This window comes from Herbaspirillum sp. NPDC101396 (genome assembly GCF_044767365.1).
Taxonomy (GTDB): Bacteria; Pseudomonadota; Gammaproteobacteria; order Burkholderiales; family Burkholderiaceae_D; genus Herbaspirillum.
The window spans coordinates 110,660-126,670 of record NZ_JBIWNT010000008.1 but is presented as its reverse complement, the minus strand read 5'-3'; the positions used below and the strand labels follow the sequence as shown (position 1 = coordinate 126,670).

General features: G+C 60.7%; 16 protein-coding genes. 1 reads left to right on the top strand and 15 read right to left on the bottom strand.

Annotated features, from left to right (window positions below):
• Positions 1–766: 766 nt before the first annotated feature.
• From ACIROY_RS23845 to ACIROY_RS23775, 15 genes are all read right to left on the bottom strand, one after another.
• Entirely contained in the window at positions 767–1,381 is a 615-nt protein-coding gene (locus ACIROY_RS23845; RefSeq protein ID WP_402344691.1) for a HupE/UreJ family protein, read from the bottom strand.
• Positions 1,382–1,457: 76 nt separating this feature from the next.
• On the bottom strand, positions 1,458–2,087 hold the full coding sequence (ureG, locus tag ACIROY_RS23840; protein WP_116436027.1) for an urease accessory protein UreG: 630 nt from the start codon (positions 2,085–2,087) through the stop codon (positions 1,458–1,460).
• A gap of 68 nt (positions 2,088–2,155) precedes the next feature.
• Positions 2,156–2,836, bottom strand: a complete 681-nt coding sequence (locus ACIROY_RS23835) for an urease accessory protein UreF (protein WP_402278787.1) — start codon at positions 2,834–2,836, stop codon at positions 2,156–2,158.
• Positions 2,837–2,851: 15 nt separating this feature from the next.
• On the bottom strand, positions 2,852–3,361 hold the full coding sequence (gene ureE, locus ACIROY_RS23830) for an urease accessory protein UreE (protein WP_402278789.1): 510 nt from the start codon (positions 3,359–3,361) through the stop codon (positions 2,852–2,854).
• Between the two features lie 9 nt (positions 3,362–3,370).
• The gene (gene ureC / locus ACIROY_RS23825; protein WP_402278791.1) at positions 3,371–5,071 is read right to left on the bottom strand and encodes an urease subunit alpha; all 1,701 of its coding nucleotides are present in this window, start codon (positions 5,069–5,071) and stop codon (positions 3,371–3,373) included.
• Entirely contained in the window at positions 5,071–5,394 is a 324-nt protein-coding gene (locus tag ACIROY_RS23820) for an urease subunit beta (RefSeq protein ID WP_402278793.1), read from the bottom strand. The genes ureC and ACIROY_RS23820 overlap by 1 nt, the downstream gene beginning before the upstream one ends.
• Positions 5,395–5,405: 11 nt before the next feature.
• On the bottom strand, positions 5,406–5,708 hold the full coding sequence (locus tag ACIROY_RS23815) for an urease subunit gamma (protein WP_094561945.1): 303 nt from the start codon (positions 5,706–5,708) through the stop codon (positions 5,406–5,408).
• A 32-nt stretch (positions 5,709–5,740) separates the two neighbouring features.
• Positions 5,741–6,640 carry an urease accessory protein UreD gene (locus ACIROY_RS23810; RefSeq protein WP_402344688.1) on the bottom strand — a complete coding sequence of 300 codons (900 nt, stop codon included), beginning with the start codon at positions 6,638–6,640 and terminating at the stop codon, positions 5,741–5,743.
• A gap of 130 nt (positions 6,641–6,770) precedes the next feature.
• Entirely contained in the window at positions 6,771–7,469 is a 699-nt protein-coding gene (gene urtE / locus ACIROY_RS23805; RefSeq protein ID WP_402344685.1) for an urea ABC transporter ATP-binding subunit UrtE, read from the bottom strand.
• A 32-nt stretch (positions 7,470–7,501) separates the two neighbouring features.
• Complete coding sequence (gene urtD / locus ACIROY_RS23800) at positions 7,502–8,356, bottom strand: urea ABC transporter ATP-binding protein UrtD (protein WP_402278799.1); 855 nt, start codon at positions 8,354–8,356, stop codon at positions 7,502–7,504.
• Entirely contained in the window at positions 8,353–9,477 is a 1,125-nt protein-coding gene (gene urtC / locus ACIROY_RS23795) for an urea ABC transporter permease subunit UrtC (RefSeq protein WP_402344682.1), read from the bottom strand. Before urtC ends, urtD begins: the two co-directional genes overlap by 4 nt.
• Positions 9,474–11,090: an urea ABC transporter permease subunit UrtB gene (gene urtB / locus ACIROY_RS23790; protein ID WP_402278803.1), complete on the bottom strand. Its 1,617-nt coding sequence runs from the start codon at positions 11,088–11,090 to the stop codon at positions 9,474–9,476. Before urtB ends, urtC begins: the two co-directional genes overlap by 4 nt.
• A gap of 206 nt (positions 11,091–11,296) precedes the next feature.
• Positions 11,297–12,550 carry an urea ABC transporter substrate-binding protein gene (urtA, locus tag ACIROY_RS23785; RefSeq protein ID WP_265215780.1) on the bottom strand — a complete coding sequence of 418 codons (1,254 nt, stop codon included), beginning with the start codon at positions 12,548–12,550 and terminating at the stop codon, positions 11,297–11,299.
• Positions 12,551–12,773: 223 nt separating this feature from the next.
• The gene (locus ACIROY_RS23780; protein ID WP_402344694.1) at positions 12,774–13,610 is read right to left on the bottom strand and encodes a ferritin-like domain-containing protein; all 837 of its coding nucleotides are present in this window, start codon (positions 13,608–13,610) and stop codon (positions 12,774–12,776) included.
• A gap of 103 nt (positions 13,611–13,713) precedes the next feature.
• On the bottom strand, positions 13,714–14,961 hold the full coding sequence (locus ACIROY_RS23775; protein WP_402278805.1) for an MFS transporter: 1,248 nt from the start codon (positions 14,959–14,961) through the stop codon (positions 13,714–13,716).
• A 109-nt stretch (positions 14,962–15,070) separates the two neighbouring features.
• On the opposite strand from ACIROY_RS23775, the gene ACIROY_RS23770 reads away from it, so the two are divergent.
• On the top strand, positions 15,071–16,009 hold the full coding sequence (locus tag ACIROY_RS23770) for a LysR family transcriptional regulator (RefSeq protein ID WP_402278807.1): 939 nt from the start codon (positions 15,071–15,073) through the stop codon (positions 16,007–16,009).
• The last annotated feature ends 2 nt before the right edge of the window (positions 16,010–16,011 follow it).

The window sequence follows — 16,011 nt, the reverse complement described above, 5'->3', positions numbered from 1 at the left end:
CTGCCGCCTTCGCCTTACCTCTCAAGGCACGCTCGCTAAGTCCCCTATCTCTTCTTTTACGTCCCCTGTCTCACCGCTTTTACCTCCATTGCGCTACTGAACACCAATAGCGGATCAACTTCAGCCACGGCTTACTCATGCCGGCCACCTCGTCCCCCTTCCGTAACACAGCAAATCCACGATCGCTCAAGAAAATCATCAAGGCAATCGTCCCTCGCTCATACGCTAACCCATGGTGCCGCCATCTCCAGTAATAAACCAGGAAGGTATCCTCAGCGACTTCGCCAGGCGACGCATCATCTGATTCGTACTCTCACATCAGATGAATGCAATTCACTACTTCGGACGTCCCGTATAACCATCTCCCAAATCCTCCAGGCGTAAAAACCGGTCAACGACCGGTTTCTTCCTATTCGAGCAGTCAGGGATAGAGTCTTCGACAATTGCTGATCGGGGCCACAGATCACGCAGCACCCTAAGTAGATCCAGGCGCGGACTACAGACGAAATGCATTGTAATGACGGCTGTTGAATCCGCAATGCCGGGAGTTGGCCTATTGCCGACAAAAGTGAAGAGGCGATGCCGAAGATCCGGGCAGTGCTCGTGCGGGAACAGCCGAATCCAAGTTGGCCCTTCATTCGCCATGAAATTACATCCACTCCATGTACAAAAAAAGGGCCGCGTCCTTCGACGCGGCCCTTTTTCATAACACCTGATGGTGCTGGCATCCTTGGAATGCCGCACCAACATTTACGACATCACCCGATCAGCCAGCCGCCAGCAAATAAGCACCAACTGCCGCGATACCAACGCCGCCGATGCGCACGACCTTGTCAGCCATCTGCTTACCGGCAAACAAACCGATACCCAAACCTGCGGCGTGCAGCAGAGCTGTAGCAAGCACGAAGCCGATGCCATACAGCGCAGCCGACGAACCGTGAGGCAACTCGCTGCCATGCGCATAGCCGTGGAACACGGCAAACAAGGACGCCACGACCGTGCTCGCCCACAAAGGCATGCGCACAGCGAAGGCGATCAGCAAGCCAAGCACCGCGACAGAAGCGGCGATGCCGGTTTCAGCGGCGGGGATGCTCAAGCCGGAAAACGCTAACAGTGCGCCAACCACCATCATCAGCGGAAACGCCAGCGGCAAGACCCACATGGCAGAGCGCTTGTTTTGCGCCGCCCACAGGCCGACCGCCAGCATCGCCAGCAAGTGATCTACACCTGAAAACGGATGGCTGAAGCCGGCGCCGAAGCTCATCGATGCCGACATCAGCGATTCGGGGTGGCCGGGATGCGCCAGCACGCTGGTGCTGGCCAGGGCCGCGATGGTCAATGCACTTGCGCGCGCGACAGTCTTGCTGGAAATACGAAACATGTTTTCTCTCCTTCGGATAAATCTTGTGAACGCGCTCACGCGCCAAACGAACCAGAATAGCTACCAGTCTTCAGCTTCACTTCTTCTCATCCAGCAAGCCCTGCTTGCGGATGTATTCAATCACCGTCTCGACGCCGTCGCCGCTACGCAAATTGGTAAACACGAATGGCCGGTCGCCGCGCATACGCTTGGCGTCCTGCGCCATGATGTCCAGGTTGGCGCCGACGTAAGGCGCCAGATCGGTCTTGTTGATGATCAACAGATCCGAACGGGTAATGCCTGGACCGCCCTTGCGTGGAATCTTCTCGCCGCCGGCGACGTCGATCACGTAAATGGTCAGGTCCGACAACTCGGGGCTGAACGTCGCCGCCAGATTGTCGCCGCCGGATTCTACCAGTATCAGGTCCAGATCCGGGAAATCTGCGCTCATGCGCGCGATCGCTTCAAGGTTGATTGATGCGTCTTCGCGAATCGCCGTGTGCGGGCATCCACCGGTCTCCACGCCCATCAAACGGTCGGCTGGTAACGCATCGGCGCGCAACAGGATTTCCATGTCCTCCTTGGTGTAGATGTCATTGGTGATGACCGCCATGTCGTAATGGTCGCGCATGCGTTTGCATAGCATTTCACACAGCGCCGTCTTGCCGGAGCCGACCGGGCCGCCGATGCCGACGCGCAATGGATTGGGAGAGGATGGGTTGCTCATGTTTATCTCGATTAAAAACGGATTCTATAAAATTCAAATGGTTCTGATCGACCGATGCGACATCAACACTAAGAACGGTACAAGCGGCTGTACTGCACCTCATGCTGCATAGACAGCAGCGACAGGCCCGGAGACCAGTTCGACAATTCATCATCGGCCAATTCCTGCGCCGTCTTCGCCGCAGCCTCTAGCTCCGGCTGCAGGGACAGCAACAAACGCTGTCCGGCGACCTGGCCGAGCGGCACCGATTTGACGCAGACCAGCACCTGGTTCTCCGCCCACGCGAACAACATGCCGAGCAAAGCGGCGTCGTACGGTACATTCAGCGCCACCGCCGCATACGCCAGTGCGGTCGGCAACGGAACTTCGCCTTGCGCCTGCATCAGAGCAAGCAAAGACGCGTCACCGATCTTCAGATCAATGGCCAGTTTGCTCAGCGAATATCCCATCTGGATGGTTTCGGCGCGGAACTCGGCCGTGTCGCGTGCGGCGAGAAAGCGTTCGTTCCACAATGCCACCGCTTCAGCATCGCGCGCGGCAAAGGCCTGCAGCAAGCGCCACAAAATCGGCGCCTCAAACCTGGCCACCACTTCGTGCAGCGAGTCGACGATCCACGCACGCGCAGCGGCTTCGTTCTTCACGGTGCCGTTTTCAATTGCCGCTTCCAGTCCCTGCGAATAGCTGTACGCGCCGATGGGCAGCGACGGGCTGGTCAGCTGGAGCAGATGAAGCAGGGCTTGTGCTTGCATGGAAGTTTCCGCGAATCAGGATTTGTCGCCGGGGCGATGGATCTTCTGACGCACCGGAATCGGCGCCAGCGGATGATGATGATCGTCGCCGTGATGATGGTGACCACCGCCGTATGCGCCCGACTCCGGTTCGAACGCGGCCTCTTCTTCGACCACCAATGCGCCCAGACCTTCCAGCATTTCCTTGAGCACCGGATCCTTGCGAATACGCAGGAAGCCGTCGCCGACTTGCGCCTGCGTGTGGCGATTGCCGAGATGGAACGCGCAGCGCAGCAACTGATGCGGCGAGCTCGCTTGGACGCGATAAGTCGCTTCCTTGGCGGCGTTGATGCGCACCACTCGGCCGTCGTCGCCGCGCAGCAGATCGCCATTGCGCAGCACGGTGCCGCGCACGGTGAAGACGGCCACGTCCTCACCCGACAGCAGGGTCGCGCGCAGGCGGCTTTTCTCGCGCTGGTCGTAAGGCAACAGCAATTCGCCGTCGATTTTCTCGGCGTGTTCGATCTTGGTGTTCAGGGTCAGCATAATAATTTTCTAGAACAGGAAATAACGCTGCGCCAGCGGCAGCACCTTGGCCGGCTCGCACACCAGCAGCTCGCCGTCGGCGCGCACTTCATAGGTTTCGGAATCGACTTCCATCTTCGGCGTCGCGCCATTGTGAATCATGTCGCGCTTGCGCAGATTGCGCATACCCTTGACCGGCACGACCGGCTTGTTGAGCTTGAGCATGTCGCCGATGCCGGCATCGAAAGCGGATTGCGAAACGAAGGTCATCGAGGTCTTCAAGCCGCCGCCGTACGCGCCGAACATCATGCGGTAATGCACCGGCTGCGGTGTCGGGATGGAGGCATTCGGATCACCCATCTGCGCTGCAGCGATCATGCCGCTCTTGAGGATCATCGACGGCTTGACGCCGAAGAAAGCCGGCTTCCACAGCACGATGTCGGCGACCTTGCCGACTTCCAGCGAGCCGACCACATGCGAAATGCCGTGCGTGATCGCCGGGTTGATGGTGTACTTGGCGATGTAGCGCTTGACGCGGAAATTGTCGTGGCGCGACGGATCTTGCGCCAGCGAACCGCGTTGCGTCTTCATCTTGTGCGCGGTCTGCCAGGTGCGCATGATCACTTCGCCGACGCGGCCCATCGCCTGCGAGTCGGAGGACATCATCGAGATCGCGCCGATGTCGTGCAGGATGTCTTCTGCAGCAATCGTCTCGCGACGGATGCGTGACTCGGCGAAAGCGATGTCTTCAGCGATGGCGGGATCCAGGTGATGGCAGACCATCAGCATGTCCAGATGTTCGTCCAGCGTATTGACGGTGTAGGGACGCGTCGGATTGGTCGAGGACGGCAAGACATTGCCTTGTCCCACCGCCGCGATGATGTCCGGCGCGTGACCCCCGCCTGCGCCTTCGGTGTGGAAAGTATGGATGGTGCGATCCTTGAACGCGGCCAGCGTATGTTCGAGGAAGCCGCCTTCGTTGAGCGTGTCGCTGTGGATCGCGACCTGCACGTCGAGGCGATCCGCCACCGACAGGCAATTGTCGATCGCCGCCGGCGTCGAGCCCCAGTCTTCATGCAGCTTCAGGCCGATGGCGCCGGCGTGGACCTGTTCTTCCAGCGGCGTCGGCAAACTGACGTTGCCCTTGCCGAGGAAGCCCAGATTCATCGGGAAAGCATCCGCTGCGGAGAGCATCGAATGGATGTGCCACGGACCCGGCGTACACGTCGTCGCCGCCGTGCCGACCGCCGGTCCGGTGCCGCCGCCGATCATGGTGGTGACGCCGCTCATCAGCGCTTCTTCGATTTGCTGCGGGCAGATGAAATGGATGTGCGTGTCGACGCCGCCGGCCGTGACGATCATGCCTTCACCGGCGATGATTTCCGTCGCGCCGCCGATGGCCATGGTGACGTCGGGCTGAATGTCCGGATTGCCGGCCTTGCCGATGGCCGCGATCTTACCGCCTTTCAAGCCGATGTCGGCCTTGACGATGCCCCAGTGGTCGACGATCACCGCATTGGTGATCACCGTATCCATGACGTCTTTATAGTTGCGCTGCGATTGACCCATACCGTCGCGGATCACCTTGCCGCCACCGAATTTGACCTCTTCGCCATAGGTCGTGAAATCCTTTTCGACCTCGATGAACAACTCGGTGTCGGCCAGACGCAAACGGTCACCGACGGTGGGACCGAACATCTCGGCATAAGCCTGGCGTGAAATCTTGGCCATTATTTATTTCCCTTCTTGTCGAGTGCGCCCATCACCTTGGCATTGAAACCGTAGACCTTGCGGTCGCCCGCCAATGCCACCAGTTCCACCGTGCGCTCCTGGCCCGGCTCGAAGCGGACCGCCGTGCCGGCGGCGATGTTGAGGCGCATGCCGTAGCCAATCTGGCGCTCGAATTTCAGCGCGGGATTGGTTTCGAAAAAGTGAAAGTGCGATCCGACCTGGATCGGACGGTCGCCGCTGTTGGCGACGGTGACGCTCGCGGTGCGGCGGCCGACGTTGAGTTCGATGTCGCCCGGCTCAACCAGCATTTCTCCTGGAATCATGATGGCGCCTCTTAAGGAATGGGGTGATGAACCGTGACCAGCTTGCTGCCGTCCGGGAAAGTCGCTTCAACCTGGATATCGGGGATCATCTCCGCCACGCCATCCATGACGTCGGCGCGGGTCAGAATCTTGGTACCCTCCGACATCAGCTCGGCGACGGTGCGGCCGTCGCGCGCACCTTCCATGATGGCTGCGGTGATCAGCGCCACTGCTTCCGGATAATTCAGTTTCAGGCCGCGCGCCTTGCGCCGTTCAGCCACCAGGGCTGCCGTAAAAATCAGCAGCTTGTCTTTTTCCCGTGGGGTCAGTTCCATGCGTTCTCCTTGATTCTGTCTGTGTTGCTTATCTACGTATTCCAGATGCGCGGCACGATCGCTTCGCGCTGCATCAATTCCGGACGGATGCGCTGCCATGCATGCGTCAGCCACTGCCGCGCAATCTGGCTGGAGTTGCCCAGATAGCGCAGCACCAATACCTGTTTCATTTGCGTTGCACCGCTGCGGCCGTCATGGGCCTGCGCGCTGGTTAGTTCGCGCAGTTCGCCGAGGAAGGCGGCGTTGAGCGGCAGTCCCACGGCAATCAACGTGGCGCTTACGGTATAACCGGCCAATGCCAGCGGACTTGTCATTGACGATGTGCCGGCGCGCAAGGCGCCTTGCTCGAACCAGACCAGTTTGCCGCCTCGTCGGATGCTGGTGCGCTGGCTGACACGGCCGCTGTCAAAAGATTCACCCGACGCGGTGCGGCCGAAGCACAGGATCTCGCCGCCAATATAGGTCGCATCAGCAGCCAGCTCGACCTGATGTTCCATGCGCACGTCGGCGTCGTTGAAAAAGATGGTTTCCTGAGGCAGCCATTCCAGCGCGGCGCCGGCGGTCGCGGTCAGCGACACCTGCTGCGCAGAGACGAAGCCGTTGGCGCGATACCATTTGCCCGCACCGGGCGTAGTCAGCAGGGCATGGGCGTTGTCGCCGACATGCGCGGTGATGTTGAGAACGTCGCCGCCGAGGATGCCGCCCGGCGGATGCACGATGACCGCATGGCAGACGGCGGGGTGTTCCGGATACAGCGGCTTCTGCACGCGCAGCGGACCGAAGTGGCTGCGCTCGATCATGCGCGTGGTGCCGGCATCGTCGGCGAAGCCCAGCGTCAGTCGCGCCTGCTGATGGCGCGACGCAATTGCGGTGACGGCGGCGGTCTGGCCCGATTCCGTGACGGCAGCGGCAGGATCGATGATGCGTTTCATGCAATTTTTCTGATTGTGCGACGTGAGGATGGAGCCGCGGAGCGGACCTTCGTTTATAGCAGACCTGCCGTGAAAACGCACGCCGTCCGGACTTGATCATCCGGCAACATGTGCTCGAACAGGAAAATGGCTACACCGCCAGATGCTTCTTCACGTCCTCGTTATCCATCTCGGCCTGCACGCCTGACGCCACCACTTCGCCGCGCGACATCACGACAAAGGTGTCGGCCAGTTCGCGTGCAAAATCGAAGTACTGCTCGCACAGCAAGATGCCGATGTCGCCGCGCTGGCGCAGCAGGCTGATCACGCGGCCGATATCCTTGATGATCGACGGCTGGATGCCTTCGGTCGGCTCGTCGAGGATGATCAGTTTCGGCTCGGCCAGCAGCGCGCGCGCAATCGCCAGTTGTTGTTGCTGTCCGCCCGACAGATCGCCGCCGCGACGGTGCAGCATTTCCTTCAGCACCGGAAACAGTTCGTACACTTCACCCTTGATGGTCGACGCCTTGCGGCCGGACTTGGTCGCCATGCCCATCAGCAGGTTTTCTTCCACGGTCAGGCGTGCAAAGATTTCACGGCCCTGCGGTACGTAAGCGATGCCGAGTGCAGCGCGTTGATGCGGTCTCAGTTTGGTGATGTCCTTGCCTTCCAGCGTGACGTTGCCGGCCGCGACGGGCAGCACGCCCATCAGGCATTTCAGCAGCGTCGTCTTGCCCACGCCGTTGCGGCCGAGCAGCGACAGGCACTTGCCCTTTTCGACGTTGATCGACACGCCGCGCAGGGTGTGCGCGGCGCCGTAATATTGATTCAATTGATTGACTTGCAGCATATTCTTCTCGTCCCGGGTTTAGAGCGTTACTCTCAGCGGCCTAAGTACACTTCAATCACGCGATCATCCGATTGCACCTGCTGCATCGTGCCTTCGGCCAGCACCGAGCCTTCGTGCAGCACGGTCACCTTGCCGCCTTGCGCGATCTCTTCGACGAAGCCCATGTCGTGTTCCACCACCATGATCGAATGCTTGCCGCGCAGCTCGTTGAGCAGCTCGGCGGTGCGCACGGTCTCGGCGTCGGACATGCCGGCCACCGGTTCGTCCAGCAGCAGCAATTGCGGTTCCTGCATCAGCAGCATGCCGATTTCCAGCCACTGCTTCTGGCCGTGCGAGAGCAGTCCGGCGACGCGGTTTTCCTGACCGTTCAGACGGATCAGCTTGAGGATCTCTTCGATCTTGCCGATCTGTTCCGAGTTCAGGCGCGCGAACAAGGTCGTCTTCACGCGCTTGTCCATCTTCATCGCCATCTCAAGATTCTCGAAGACGGAATGCTGCTCGAACACGGTCGGCCGCTGGAACTTGCGGCCGATGCCGGCATGGGCGATTTCATACTCGGTCATCCGGGTCAGGTCGATGCTTTGGCCGAAGAAGGCCGTGCCCGCCGTCGGCCGCGTCTTGCCCGTGATGACGTCCATCATCGTGGTTTTGCCGGCGCCGTTGGGGCCGATGATGCAACGCAGTTCGCCGACCGAGATGTCGAGGTTCAGGTTGTTGATCGCCTTGAAGCCGTCGAACGAGACCGTGATGTTTTCCAGATACAGGATGGCGCCGTGCGTGGTGTCGACGCCTTCCGGTTTGATGCGCGCATACGAGGTGCCGTGATCGGCGTGCTGGCCGTTATCGACGCTGTCTTGCGGCGCGGCGCGATTGTACATTTCGCTCATGCGGCCTCCTTGATGCGATCTTGCGGGTCTTGCTTCTTGAGTTTCTTGACCAGTCCCAGAATGCCTTGCGGCAGGAACAGCGTCACCAGGATAAAGATCAGACCCAGTGCAAACAGCCACAGATCCGGGAAGGCCGCGGTGAACCAGCTCTTCAGGCCGTTGACGGTGAACGCGCCGATGATCGGGCCGATCAGCGAACCGCGTCCGCCGACGGCAGCCCAGATCACCATTTCAATCGAGTTGGCCGGCGACATTTCCGACGGATTGATGATGCCGACCTGCGGCACATACAGCGCGCCCGCAATGCCACACAACACCGCCGACAAAGTCCACACGAACAGCTTGAACCACAGCGGGTTGTAGCCGATGAACATCAGCCGCGACTCGGAGTCGCGCACGCCCTGCAGTACGCGGCCCAGTTTTGATGTCACGATGGCGCGGCACAGCAGCAGCGAACCGAGCAGGAAAGCCAGCGTCACCAGGTACAGCACCGCCTTGGTCGACGGCGCCGTGATGGTGTAGCCGAGGATGCGCTTGAAGTCGGTGAAGCCGTTGTTGCCGCCGAAGCCGGTGTCGTTGCGGAAGAACAGCAGCATGAAGGCGAAGGTCATCGCCTGCGTGATGATCGAGAAGTACACGCCCTTGATGCGCGAACGGAAGGCGAAGTAGCCAAACACGAAGGCCAGCACGCCCGGCACCAGCACCACCAGCAGCATGGCGAACCAGAAGTGCTCGGTCATCCACCAGTACCACGGATAGGCTTTCCAGTTGAGGAACACCATGAAGTCCGGCAGGTCGCTCTGATACACGCCGTCGTGACCGATGGCGCGCATCAGGTACATGCCATGCGCATAGCCGCCCAGCGCGAAGAACACGCCGTGGCCCAACGACAGGATGCCGGTGTAGCCCCACACCAGATCGAGCGCCAGTGCCGCCATCGCATAGCACATGAACTTGCCGATCAGCGCGATGGTGTAGCTGGAGATGGACAGCGGATGGCCGGCCGGGAAGATCAGATTCAGGATCGGCAGCAGACCCAGGATTACGGTAAAGACCACGATCCCGATCCATGCCGGACGCGAAAACAACGAAGGTTTCAATGGGAGATTGAGGGTACTCATTCCACGCTCCTGCCTTTCAGTGCAAACAGGCCTTGCGGGCGCTTTTGGATAAACACGATGATGAACACGAGGATGGCGATCTTGGCCAGCACGGCGCCGGCGACCGGCTCCAGGAACTTGTTCACCTCGCCCAGACCGAACGCAGCGATCACGGTGCCCGCCAGTTGGCCGACGCCGCCCAGCACCACCACCATGAAGGAGTCGACGATGTAGCCCTGGCCAAGGTCGGGGCCGACATTGCCGAGCTGCGACAGTGCCACGCCGCCGAGACCGGCGATGCCGCAGCCGAGGCCGAAGGTCATCATGTCGATCTTGCCGGTCGAGACGCCGACGCAATCGGCCATGCGGCGGTTTTGCGTGACGGCGCGCACGAACAGGCCAAGGCGTGTCTTGTTCAGGATCAGCCACACTGCGAACACCACGAACAGCGCAAAGAAGATGATCACGATCCGGTTGTACGACAGCACCAGCGAACCCAGCACCGTGATGCCGCCCGACATCCAGCTCGGGTTGGCGACTTCGACGTTCTGCGCACCGAAGATGGAGCGTACGGCCTGCATCAGCATCAGGCTGATGCCCCAGGTGCACAGCAGGGTCTCCAGCGGCCGGCCGTAGAGCCAGCGGATCACCAGGCGTTCCAGCGCGATGCCCACCGCGGCGGCAACGATGAAGGCGGCCGGCAGTGCAACGACGATGTAGGCGTCAATCGCGCCCGGGAAGAATTTGCGGAACACCAGTTGGCATACATAAGTTGTGTAGGCGCCGATCATCAGCAGTTCACCGTGCGCCATGTTGATAATACCCATCAGGCCGAAGGTGATCGCCAGGCCGAGCGCGGCGAGCAGCAACACGCTGCCCAGCGAGACGCCGTAGAACAGCTTGCCGACAAATTCGGTAATCGCCAGATGACGGTCCAGCGCCGACATTGTGCGTACAGCTTCGATGCGTACGCCCTCATCGGCTTCGACATAGCTGCCGTCCGGATTCTTGGCCAGCATCTGTTCCAGCACCGGTTTCAGATTGGCGTTGGTGGTGTCGGCCAGGGCTTTGACGGCGGCCTTGCGTGCGGCTGCGTCAGGCGCGTGCAGGTTGGCCGTAGCGACGACTTGCTTCAACACTTCCTGGATTTGCGGATCTTTTTCCGCCGCCAGCGCTTTGCTGATCAACGGGGTCTGTGCGGCGTCGGCGGTCTTCAGCAATTCGGTCGCGGCGGTCAGGCGCGTGGCGCGGTCCGGCGAGAACAGCTTGAGTCCCGACAAGGCGCCTTCGACTACGCCGCGCAGGCGGTTGTTGACGGTGATGCCTTCGGCGTCATCCGGGGCCGGACCGGTCTTGTCGGTGGCGGGATTGAAGGCGTCGCTGTCTTCGATGATCAGCACGTCGCCGGCAGGCGTGGCGTACAGGGCATCGCTGTTGATGGCGTTGAGGATCTTTTGCGCGTCGGCATTGGCCAGCGCAGCAATCTGCGTGACGGCGGCGATGCGCGCGTCAGGGTCGTCGCCGGCCAGCGGCTTGAGCAGCGCCGGATCGATCGCAGCATGCGCGCTGATCGCCTGGGTGCACAGCCAGCCTGTCAGCAAGGCGGACGCAATTATCTTGGGGAGAAGTCTCATGGTTCTTTTCGGTGGCAAGGCAAGACGGAAAGAAAGTCGGTCTTACGACGCTTGTCTGAGATTCATGCATGCGATTCCGGAGATGGAATCGCCGCAGTGATTGCACCGGACGGGATGTCGGACGCCCGGTGCAAGGTCTTGCAAACCGCTGCATGGAACATGCAGCGGGGAACTGCTCAGCTAACCAAACATGGCAAGCAACTGCATTACATCTTTTGCTTGCTCTCGTTGCCCGGGATGTATGGGCTCCATGGTTGCGCACGGATGGTGGTCTTGGTCTTGTTGACCACGTTGAACTGACCGTCGGCCTTGATTTCGCCGATCATCACTGGTTTGTGCAGGTGATGGTTGGTCTTGTCCATTTCCAGCGTGTAGCCGGACGGTGCCTTGAAGGTCTGGCCGCCCATCGCTGCGATCACCTTGTCGGTGTCGGTAGTCTTGGCTTTTTCAACGGCTTGCTTCCACATGTAGATACCGACGTAAGTCGCTTCCATCGGATCGTTGGTCACGACCGTGTCGGCGTTCGGCAGACCCTTGGCCTTGGCGTAGGCTTTCCACTTCTTGATGAAGGCGGTGTTGACCGGGTTCTTCACGGATTCGAAGTAGTTCCAGGCAGCCAGATGGCCGACCAGCGGTTTTGCGTCAACCCCGCGCAGTTCTTCTTCACCCACCGAGAACGCGACGACAGGCACGTCAGTCGCCTTCAGGCCGGCATTGCCGAGTTCCTTGTAGAACGGCACGTTGGAGTCGCCGTTGATGGTCGAGATCACTGCAGTCTTGCCGCCGGCTGCGAACTTCTTGATGTTGGCGACGATGGTTTGGTAATCAGAGTGGCCGAACGGTGTGTAGACTTCGTCGATGTCGGAATCTTTCACGCCCTTGCTATGCAGGAAGGCGCGCAGAATCTTGTTGGTCGTGCGTGGGTAGACGTAGTCGGTGCCCAGCAGGACGAAACGCTTGGCGCCGCCGCCTTCTTTCGACATCAGGTATTCGGTGGCAGGGATGGCTTGCTGGTTAGGCGCTGCACCGGTGTAGAAGACGTTCTTTTCCAGCTCTTCGCCTTCGTACTGGACCGGATAGAACAGCAGGCTGTTCAGTTCCTTGAAGACCGGCAGGACAGACTTGCGCGAGACCGAAGTCCAGCAGCCGAACACGACGGAAACCTTGTCTTGCGAAATCAGCTGGCGCGCTTTTTCAGCGAACAGAGGCCAGTTGGATGCAGGGTCAACGATCACGGGCTCGAGTTTCTTGCCGTTGACGCCGCCATTGGCGTTGATTTCATCGATCGTCATCAGCGCGACATCTTTGAGCGATGTTTCGGAGATGGCCATGGTGCCCGACAGCGAATGCAGGATGCCGACTTTGATGGTGTCCGCAGCGAATGCGGCAGGGAGCCAGGAAGAAGCTGCAAGTGCGAACGCGCCGAGTGCTGTTGCTTTTAGGATAGTACGACGTGACATGAAGTGCTCCTACAGTTAGAAGAATCAATGAGAGTTTGTTGACTGCCTTCCTGCTTTAGCAGAATGCGTGCCAATGACAAAACGTCAATCTCTTGTGATTTTTCCGGCTTTGCAGAAGCCGCCGCGCACTATCGCACCATTTTAGGGATGTCAAAAATGGTGGCGGTGCGGTAAACGACGATGCGCCCCAGAAAGGAGCAAATTACAGGGTTTGTGTTTGCTTTTAGCGCAAAAACACGTAATGCATCAGTTGGCGGATCGGATATTGCACCCAGCTTTGCACCTTGGGCGGCAGCTCCAGCGGGCGCAAAATCATCTTCAAGGTCATGTCCGGCGTCAAATTGGTGCGCACGGTGGCGCTCATGCGCGCGCTCAGCTCTCTTAAATAGGCGACGTCGCCGGCCCGCGCCGGATCGCGGAATTTCAGCGCATGGCGGATGGCGCAGTCGGCGTCTTCGTTGCGCATTTCCAGCGTGCGGCGGCTCAGCGTACCCAGCACGCGCGAGCGGCCGATGCCTTCGCGCCGACGGTATTGGCGGAAGTATTGATAGAAATGCTTGTAGTGATTGACCTCGTCGTTGGAGATGCGCGCCGCCAGTTCCTGCAGCACCGGTTCCTGCACGCTGCGCGACAGCGCGCGGTAATAGGTGGCGGTGCCGGTCTCGACCACGCAGCGCGCGGCCATCTCCAGCGCCTTGGTCGGCTCCAGCAGTTCGACCTTGCAGTAGCCTGCGTACTCGGCGAGAAAGCTGTCGTAGGCTTGCTGCCAGTCGAATTCGGGCCAGACATGCCCGACGTAGGCGCGCAACGCCGCGCCGTGCTGCAACTCTTCCACTTCCCATTGCTCACGCAGCCAGGTCGCCACTTCCTCGTTGTCATGGAAGAAGTCGATCAGGTTGTGGGTATACAGATCGGAGCCGCTTTCGACGAACGAGGCGCAGGTCACCAGGTAGAAGGTGTTTTCATCGTGACGCACGCGCTGCAGATCGATGCGCGAAAAATCCAGATCGGCGATACGCCAGCGTGGTCGGTATTGTTGATGCGGTTGCTGCGATTCCAGGCTTGCCACGTTACCTCCTCGACAGATTGCGATAACGGTATGACGAAACGTGCAAGCCTTGGTTCGCTGCCGCATGTTGGCGATTTGTAACAGCGCACCAGACTCAGCGGCGATCTTGTCCGTATGCCAAGCAGGTGATCGTCGCAGAGAACAGCAATTGCAGCAGGCACACCGCGCTCCAGCCGCCGAGCTTCCATGCGAATCCGGACAGCGCCGCGCCGATCGCGCCGCCGATGAACAGGAAGCCGACGAACAGGCCGTTCAGGCGGCCGCGCAATTGTGGCGACAGCAGGTTGATCTTGCGGCGTTCCAGCGTCTGGTCGGCCGCCACGCCGCCGTCCAGCAGGATCGCGGCGACACCCAGCAGCACCAGCGCCAGGCCCGCGTGCAGATGGACGTCGAAGCCACCCCAGCCGCTGCCGGCGACGCCTGCGATCAAGGCCGCCGCCAACATCCCCAGGTGGCTCAGATGAGAGGCCAGGCGTCCGCGTCCACGATCTCCGGCCCGGCCCGCGAACGGCGTTGCGCATACCGCGCTGGCGCCGACCAGTGCGAACACCGCGATGCCGCCCGCACCCAGCAAAAACGGCTGCTGCACCAGCAACAACGCAACCGTGGTCCAGTAAGACATATACGCCGCCATGCTGAGCGCGCCGGTCAGCGCGCCGTATTGCAGGACGCGTTCGCTGCACAGCAATTGCCACAGCGATTTCAGGATGTCGCGATAGCCTTGGGTTTGTTGCGGATGACGTTCCGGCAACACGCGCGACAGCACCAGCGCCAGCAGCGCCACGATCAGCGCCAGCAGGCCGTACACCGCACGCCATCCGGCCACACTCGCCAGCCAGCCGGCCACCGGGCGCGACAGCATGATGCCCAGCATCAGGCCGCTCATCACGTTGCCGATCACGCGGCCGCGATGTGCTTCCTCGCTCATGAAAGCCGCCATCGGCACCAGCATCTGGATCGCGCTCGACAAGACGCCGGCCAGGAAAATCGTGGTCAGGAACAACCATGTTTGCGCGCTGAACATGGCGATGCCCAGACATGCGGCGCAACCCGTCAGCAGCCGTACGATGAGGCGGCGATTCTCATGCAGGTCGCTCAGCGGCACGATCAGGAACTGGCCGCAGGTATAGCCCAGCAGCGGCAGCATTGCAATCAGGCCGATGGCGCCGCCGGGGATGTGCATGGTCGCGCCGATGGCGGCCAGCAAAGGTTGTACGGCGTAGAGATTGGTGACGATCACGCCGACCGCGGCAGCGAACAGCAGCGTCATCGCCGCGCTCATGTGCGTTGCCGGTGCGACGATCTTCGCAGGCGGAGGGGAAAGCTTGCTGCATTGTTCCATGGCGGCTCCAGGTGTCGCTGATGCGGTAGAGGTTTGCGGGAGGCCAGTATAGGTAGCGGCAAACTATGCGACAATTGAATTATTATCATAAACAATATGCGAGATTGTTTTGAACACGCGAGACCTGCAAGCCTACGTCGCCGTCATTGAAACCGGCTCCATCGTCGCCGCCGCCACGCGATTGCATCTGACGCAGCCGGGCATCACGCGCCGTGTCCAAAGCCTGGAAAGCATGCTTGGCGTCGAGCTGCTGGATCGCCAGTCCAAGCCGCTCAAGCCGACGTCGGCTGGACGCGATGTCTACGAAATGGGGCGCCGCGTGCTGGCTTCAGTCGACGACATGATCGATCGCGTGTCGCCGCATGCCGATGCCATCGGTGAACTTCGCCTGGGCGTGCCGCCGTTTTTGTCGGAGGCCGCATTGACCACGCCGCTCGATTGCCTGCGCACCGAATTCCCGAAGCTGAGCGTGCGCGTGACCGCTGCCTGGTCGCCCGGCCTGATGGACATGCTGGAGAAAAACATGATCGATGCCGCCGCCATCATCGTGCCGGACGGCGTACCGCCGCCGGAGCGTTTCCAGGTTCACAAGCTGGGTCGCGAGCCGGCTCTGGTCGTGGCAGGTAAGTCGCTGAAGCTGCCGCGCGGCGAACTCACGCTGACCGAACTGGCGCAGCATTCATGGGTGCTCAATCAGGATGGTTGCGGTTTGCGCAGTGCGATCCGGCTGGCCGTCGAAGCGCGCCACCAACCGTTCACGGTAGCGGTGGAAGCCTTCGGCGCCGAGCTGCAATTGTCGCTGGTGGCGCGCGGCGTTGGCATCGGCATCACCACGCCGAGTGCGCTCAAGCGCAGTGCGTTCCGCAAACAGATCCGCGTGCTGGCGGTGCCCGAGTTCGACAACGGCATGGGCGTCTGGCTGGTGCACGCACCGGGTTTGGCCAGCGGCCGTCTGGCGGCGCCGCTGCTGCGCTTTCGCAGCAGCCTGGCCGACATCCTGCGCGAGCAGGGCATCGCCAGCGGCGCTGCCGTGACGGGCTTGCCTTAGCT

Bases quoted from the DNA above. Each gene is read 5' to 3' on its own strand.
- ACIROY_RS23815 (WP_094561945.1), bottom strand. From the start codon at position 5,708: ATGGAACTGACCCCACGGGAAAAAGACAAGCTGCTGATTTTTACGGCA.
- ACIROY_RS23810 (WP_402344688.1), bottom strand. From the start codon at position 6,640: ATGAAACGCATCATCGATCCTGCCGCTGCCGTCACGGAATCGGGCCAG.
- ureE (WP_402278789.1), bottom strand. From the start codon at position 3,361: ATGCTGACCCTGAACACCAAGATCGAACACGCCGAGAAAATCGACGGC.
- urtC (WP_402344682.1), bottom strand. From the start codon at position 9,477: ATGAGTACCCTCAATCTCCCATTGAAACCTTCGTTGTTTTCGCGTCCG.
- ACIROY_RS23775 (WP_402278805.1), bottom strand. From the start codon at position 14,961: ATGGAACAATGCAGCAAGCTTTCCCCTCCGCCTGCGAAGATCGTCGCA.
- urtA (WP_265215780.1), bottom strand. From the start codon at position 12,550: ATGTCACGTCGTACTATCCTAAAAGCAACAGCACTCGGCGCGTTCGCA.
- ACIROY_RS23845 (WP_402344691.1), bottom strand. From the start codon at position 1,381: ATGTTTCGTATTTCCAGCAAGACTGTCGCGCGCGCAAGTGCATTGACC.
- urtD (WP_402278799.1), bottom strand. From the start codon at position 8,356: ATGAGCGAAATGTACAATCGCGCCGCGCCGCAAGACAGCGTCGATAAC.
- ACIROY_RS23820 (WP_402278793.1), bottom strand. From the start codon at position 5,394: ATGATTCCAGGAGAAATGCTGGTTGAGCCGGGCGACATCGAACTCAAC.
- ureC (WP_402278791.1), bottom strand. From the start codon at position 5,071: ATGGCCAAGATTTCACGCCAGGCTTATGCCGAGATGTTCGGTCCCACC.
- urtB (WP_402278803.1), bottom strand. From the start codon at position 11,090: ATGAGACTTCTCCCCAAGATAATTGCGTCCGCCTTGCTGACAGGCTGG.
- ureG (WP_116436027.1), bottom strand. From the start codon at position 2,087: ATGAGCAACCCATCCTCTCCCAATCCATTGCGCGTCGGCATCGGCGGC.
- ACIROY_RS23835 (WP_402278787.1), bottom strand. From the start codon at position 2,836: ATGCAAGCACAAGCCCTGCTTCATCTGCTCCAGCTGACCAGCCCGTCG.
- urtE (WP_402344685.1), bottom strand. From the start codon at position 7,469: ATGCTGCAAGTCAATCAATTGAATCAATATTACGGCGCCGCGCACACC.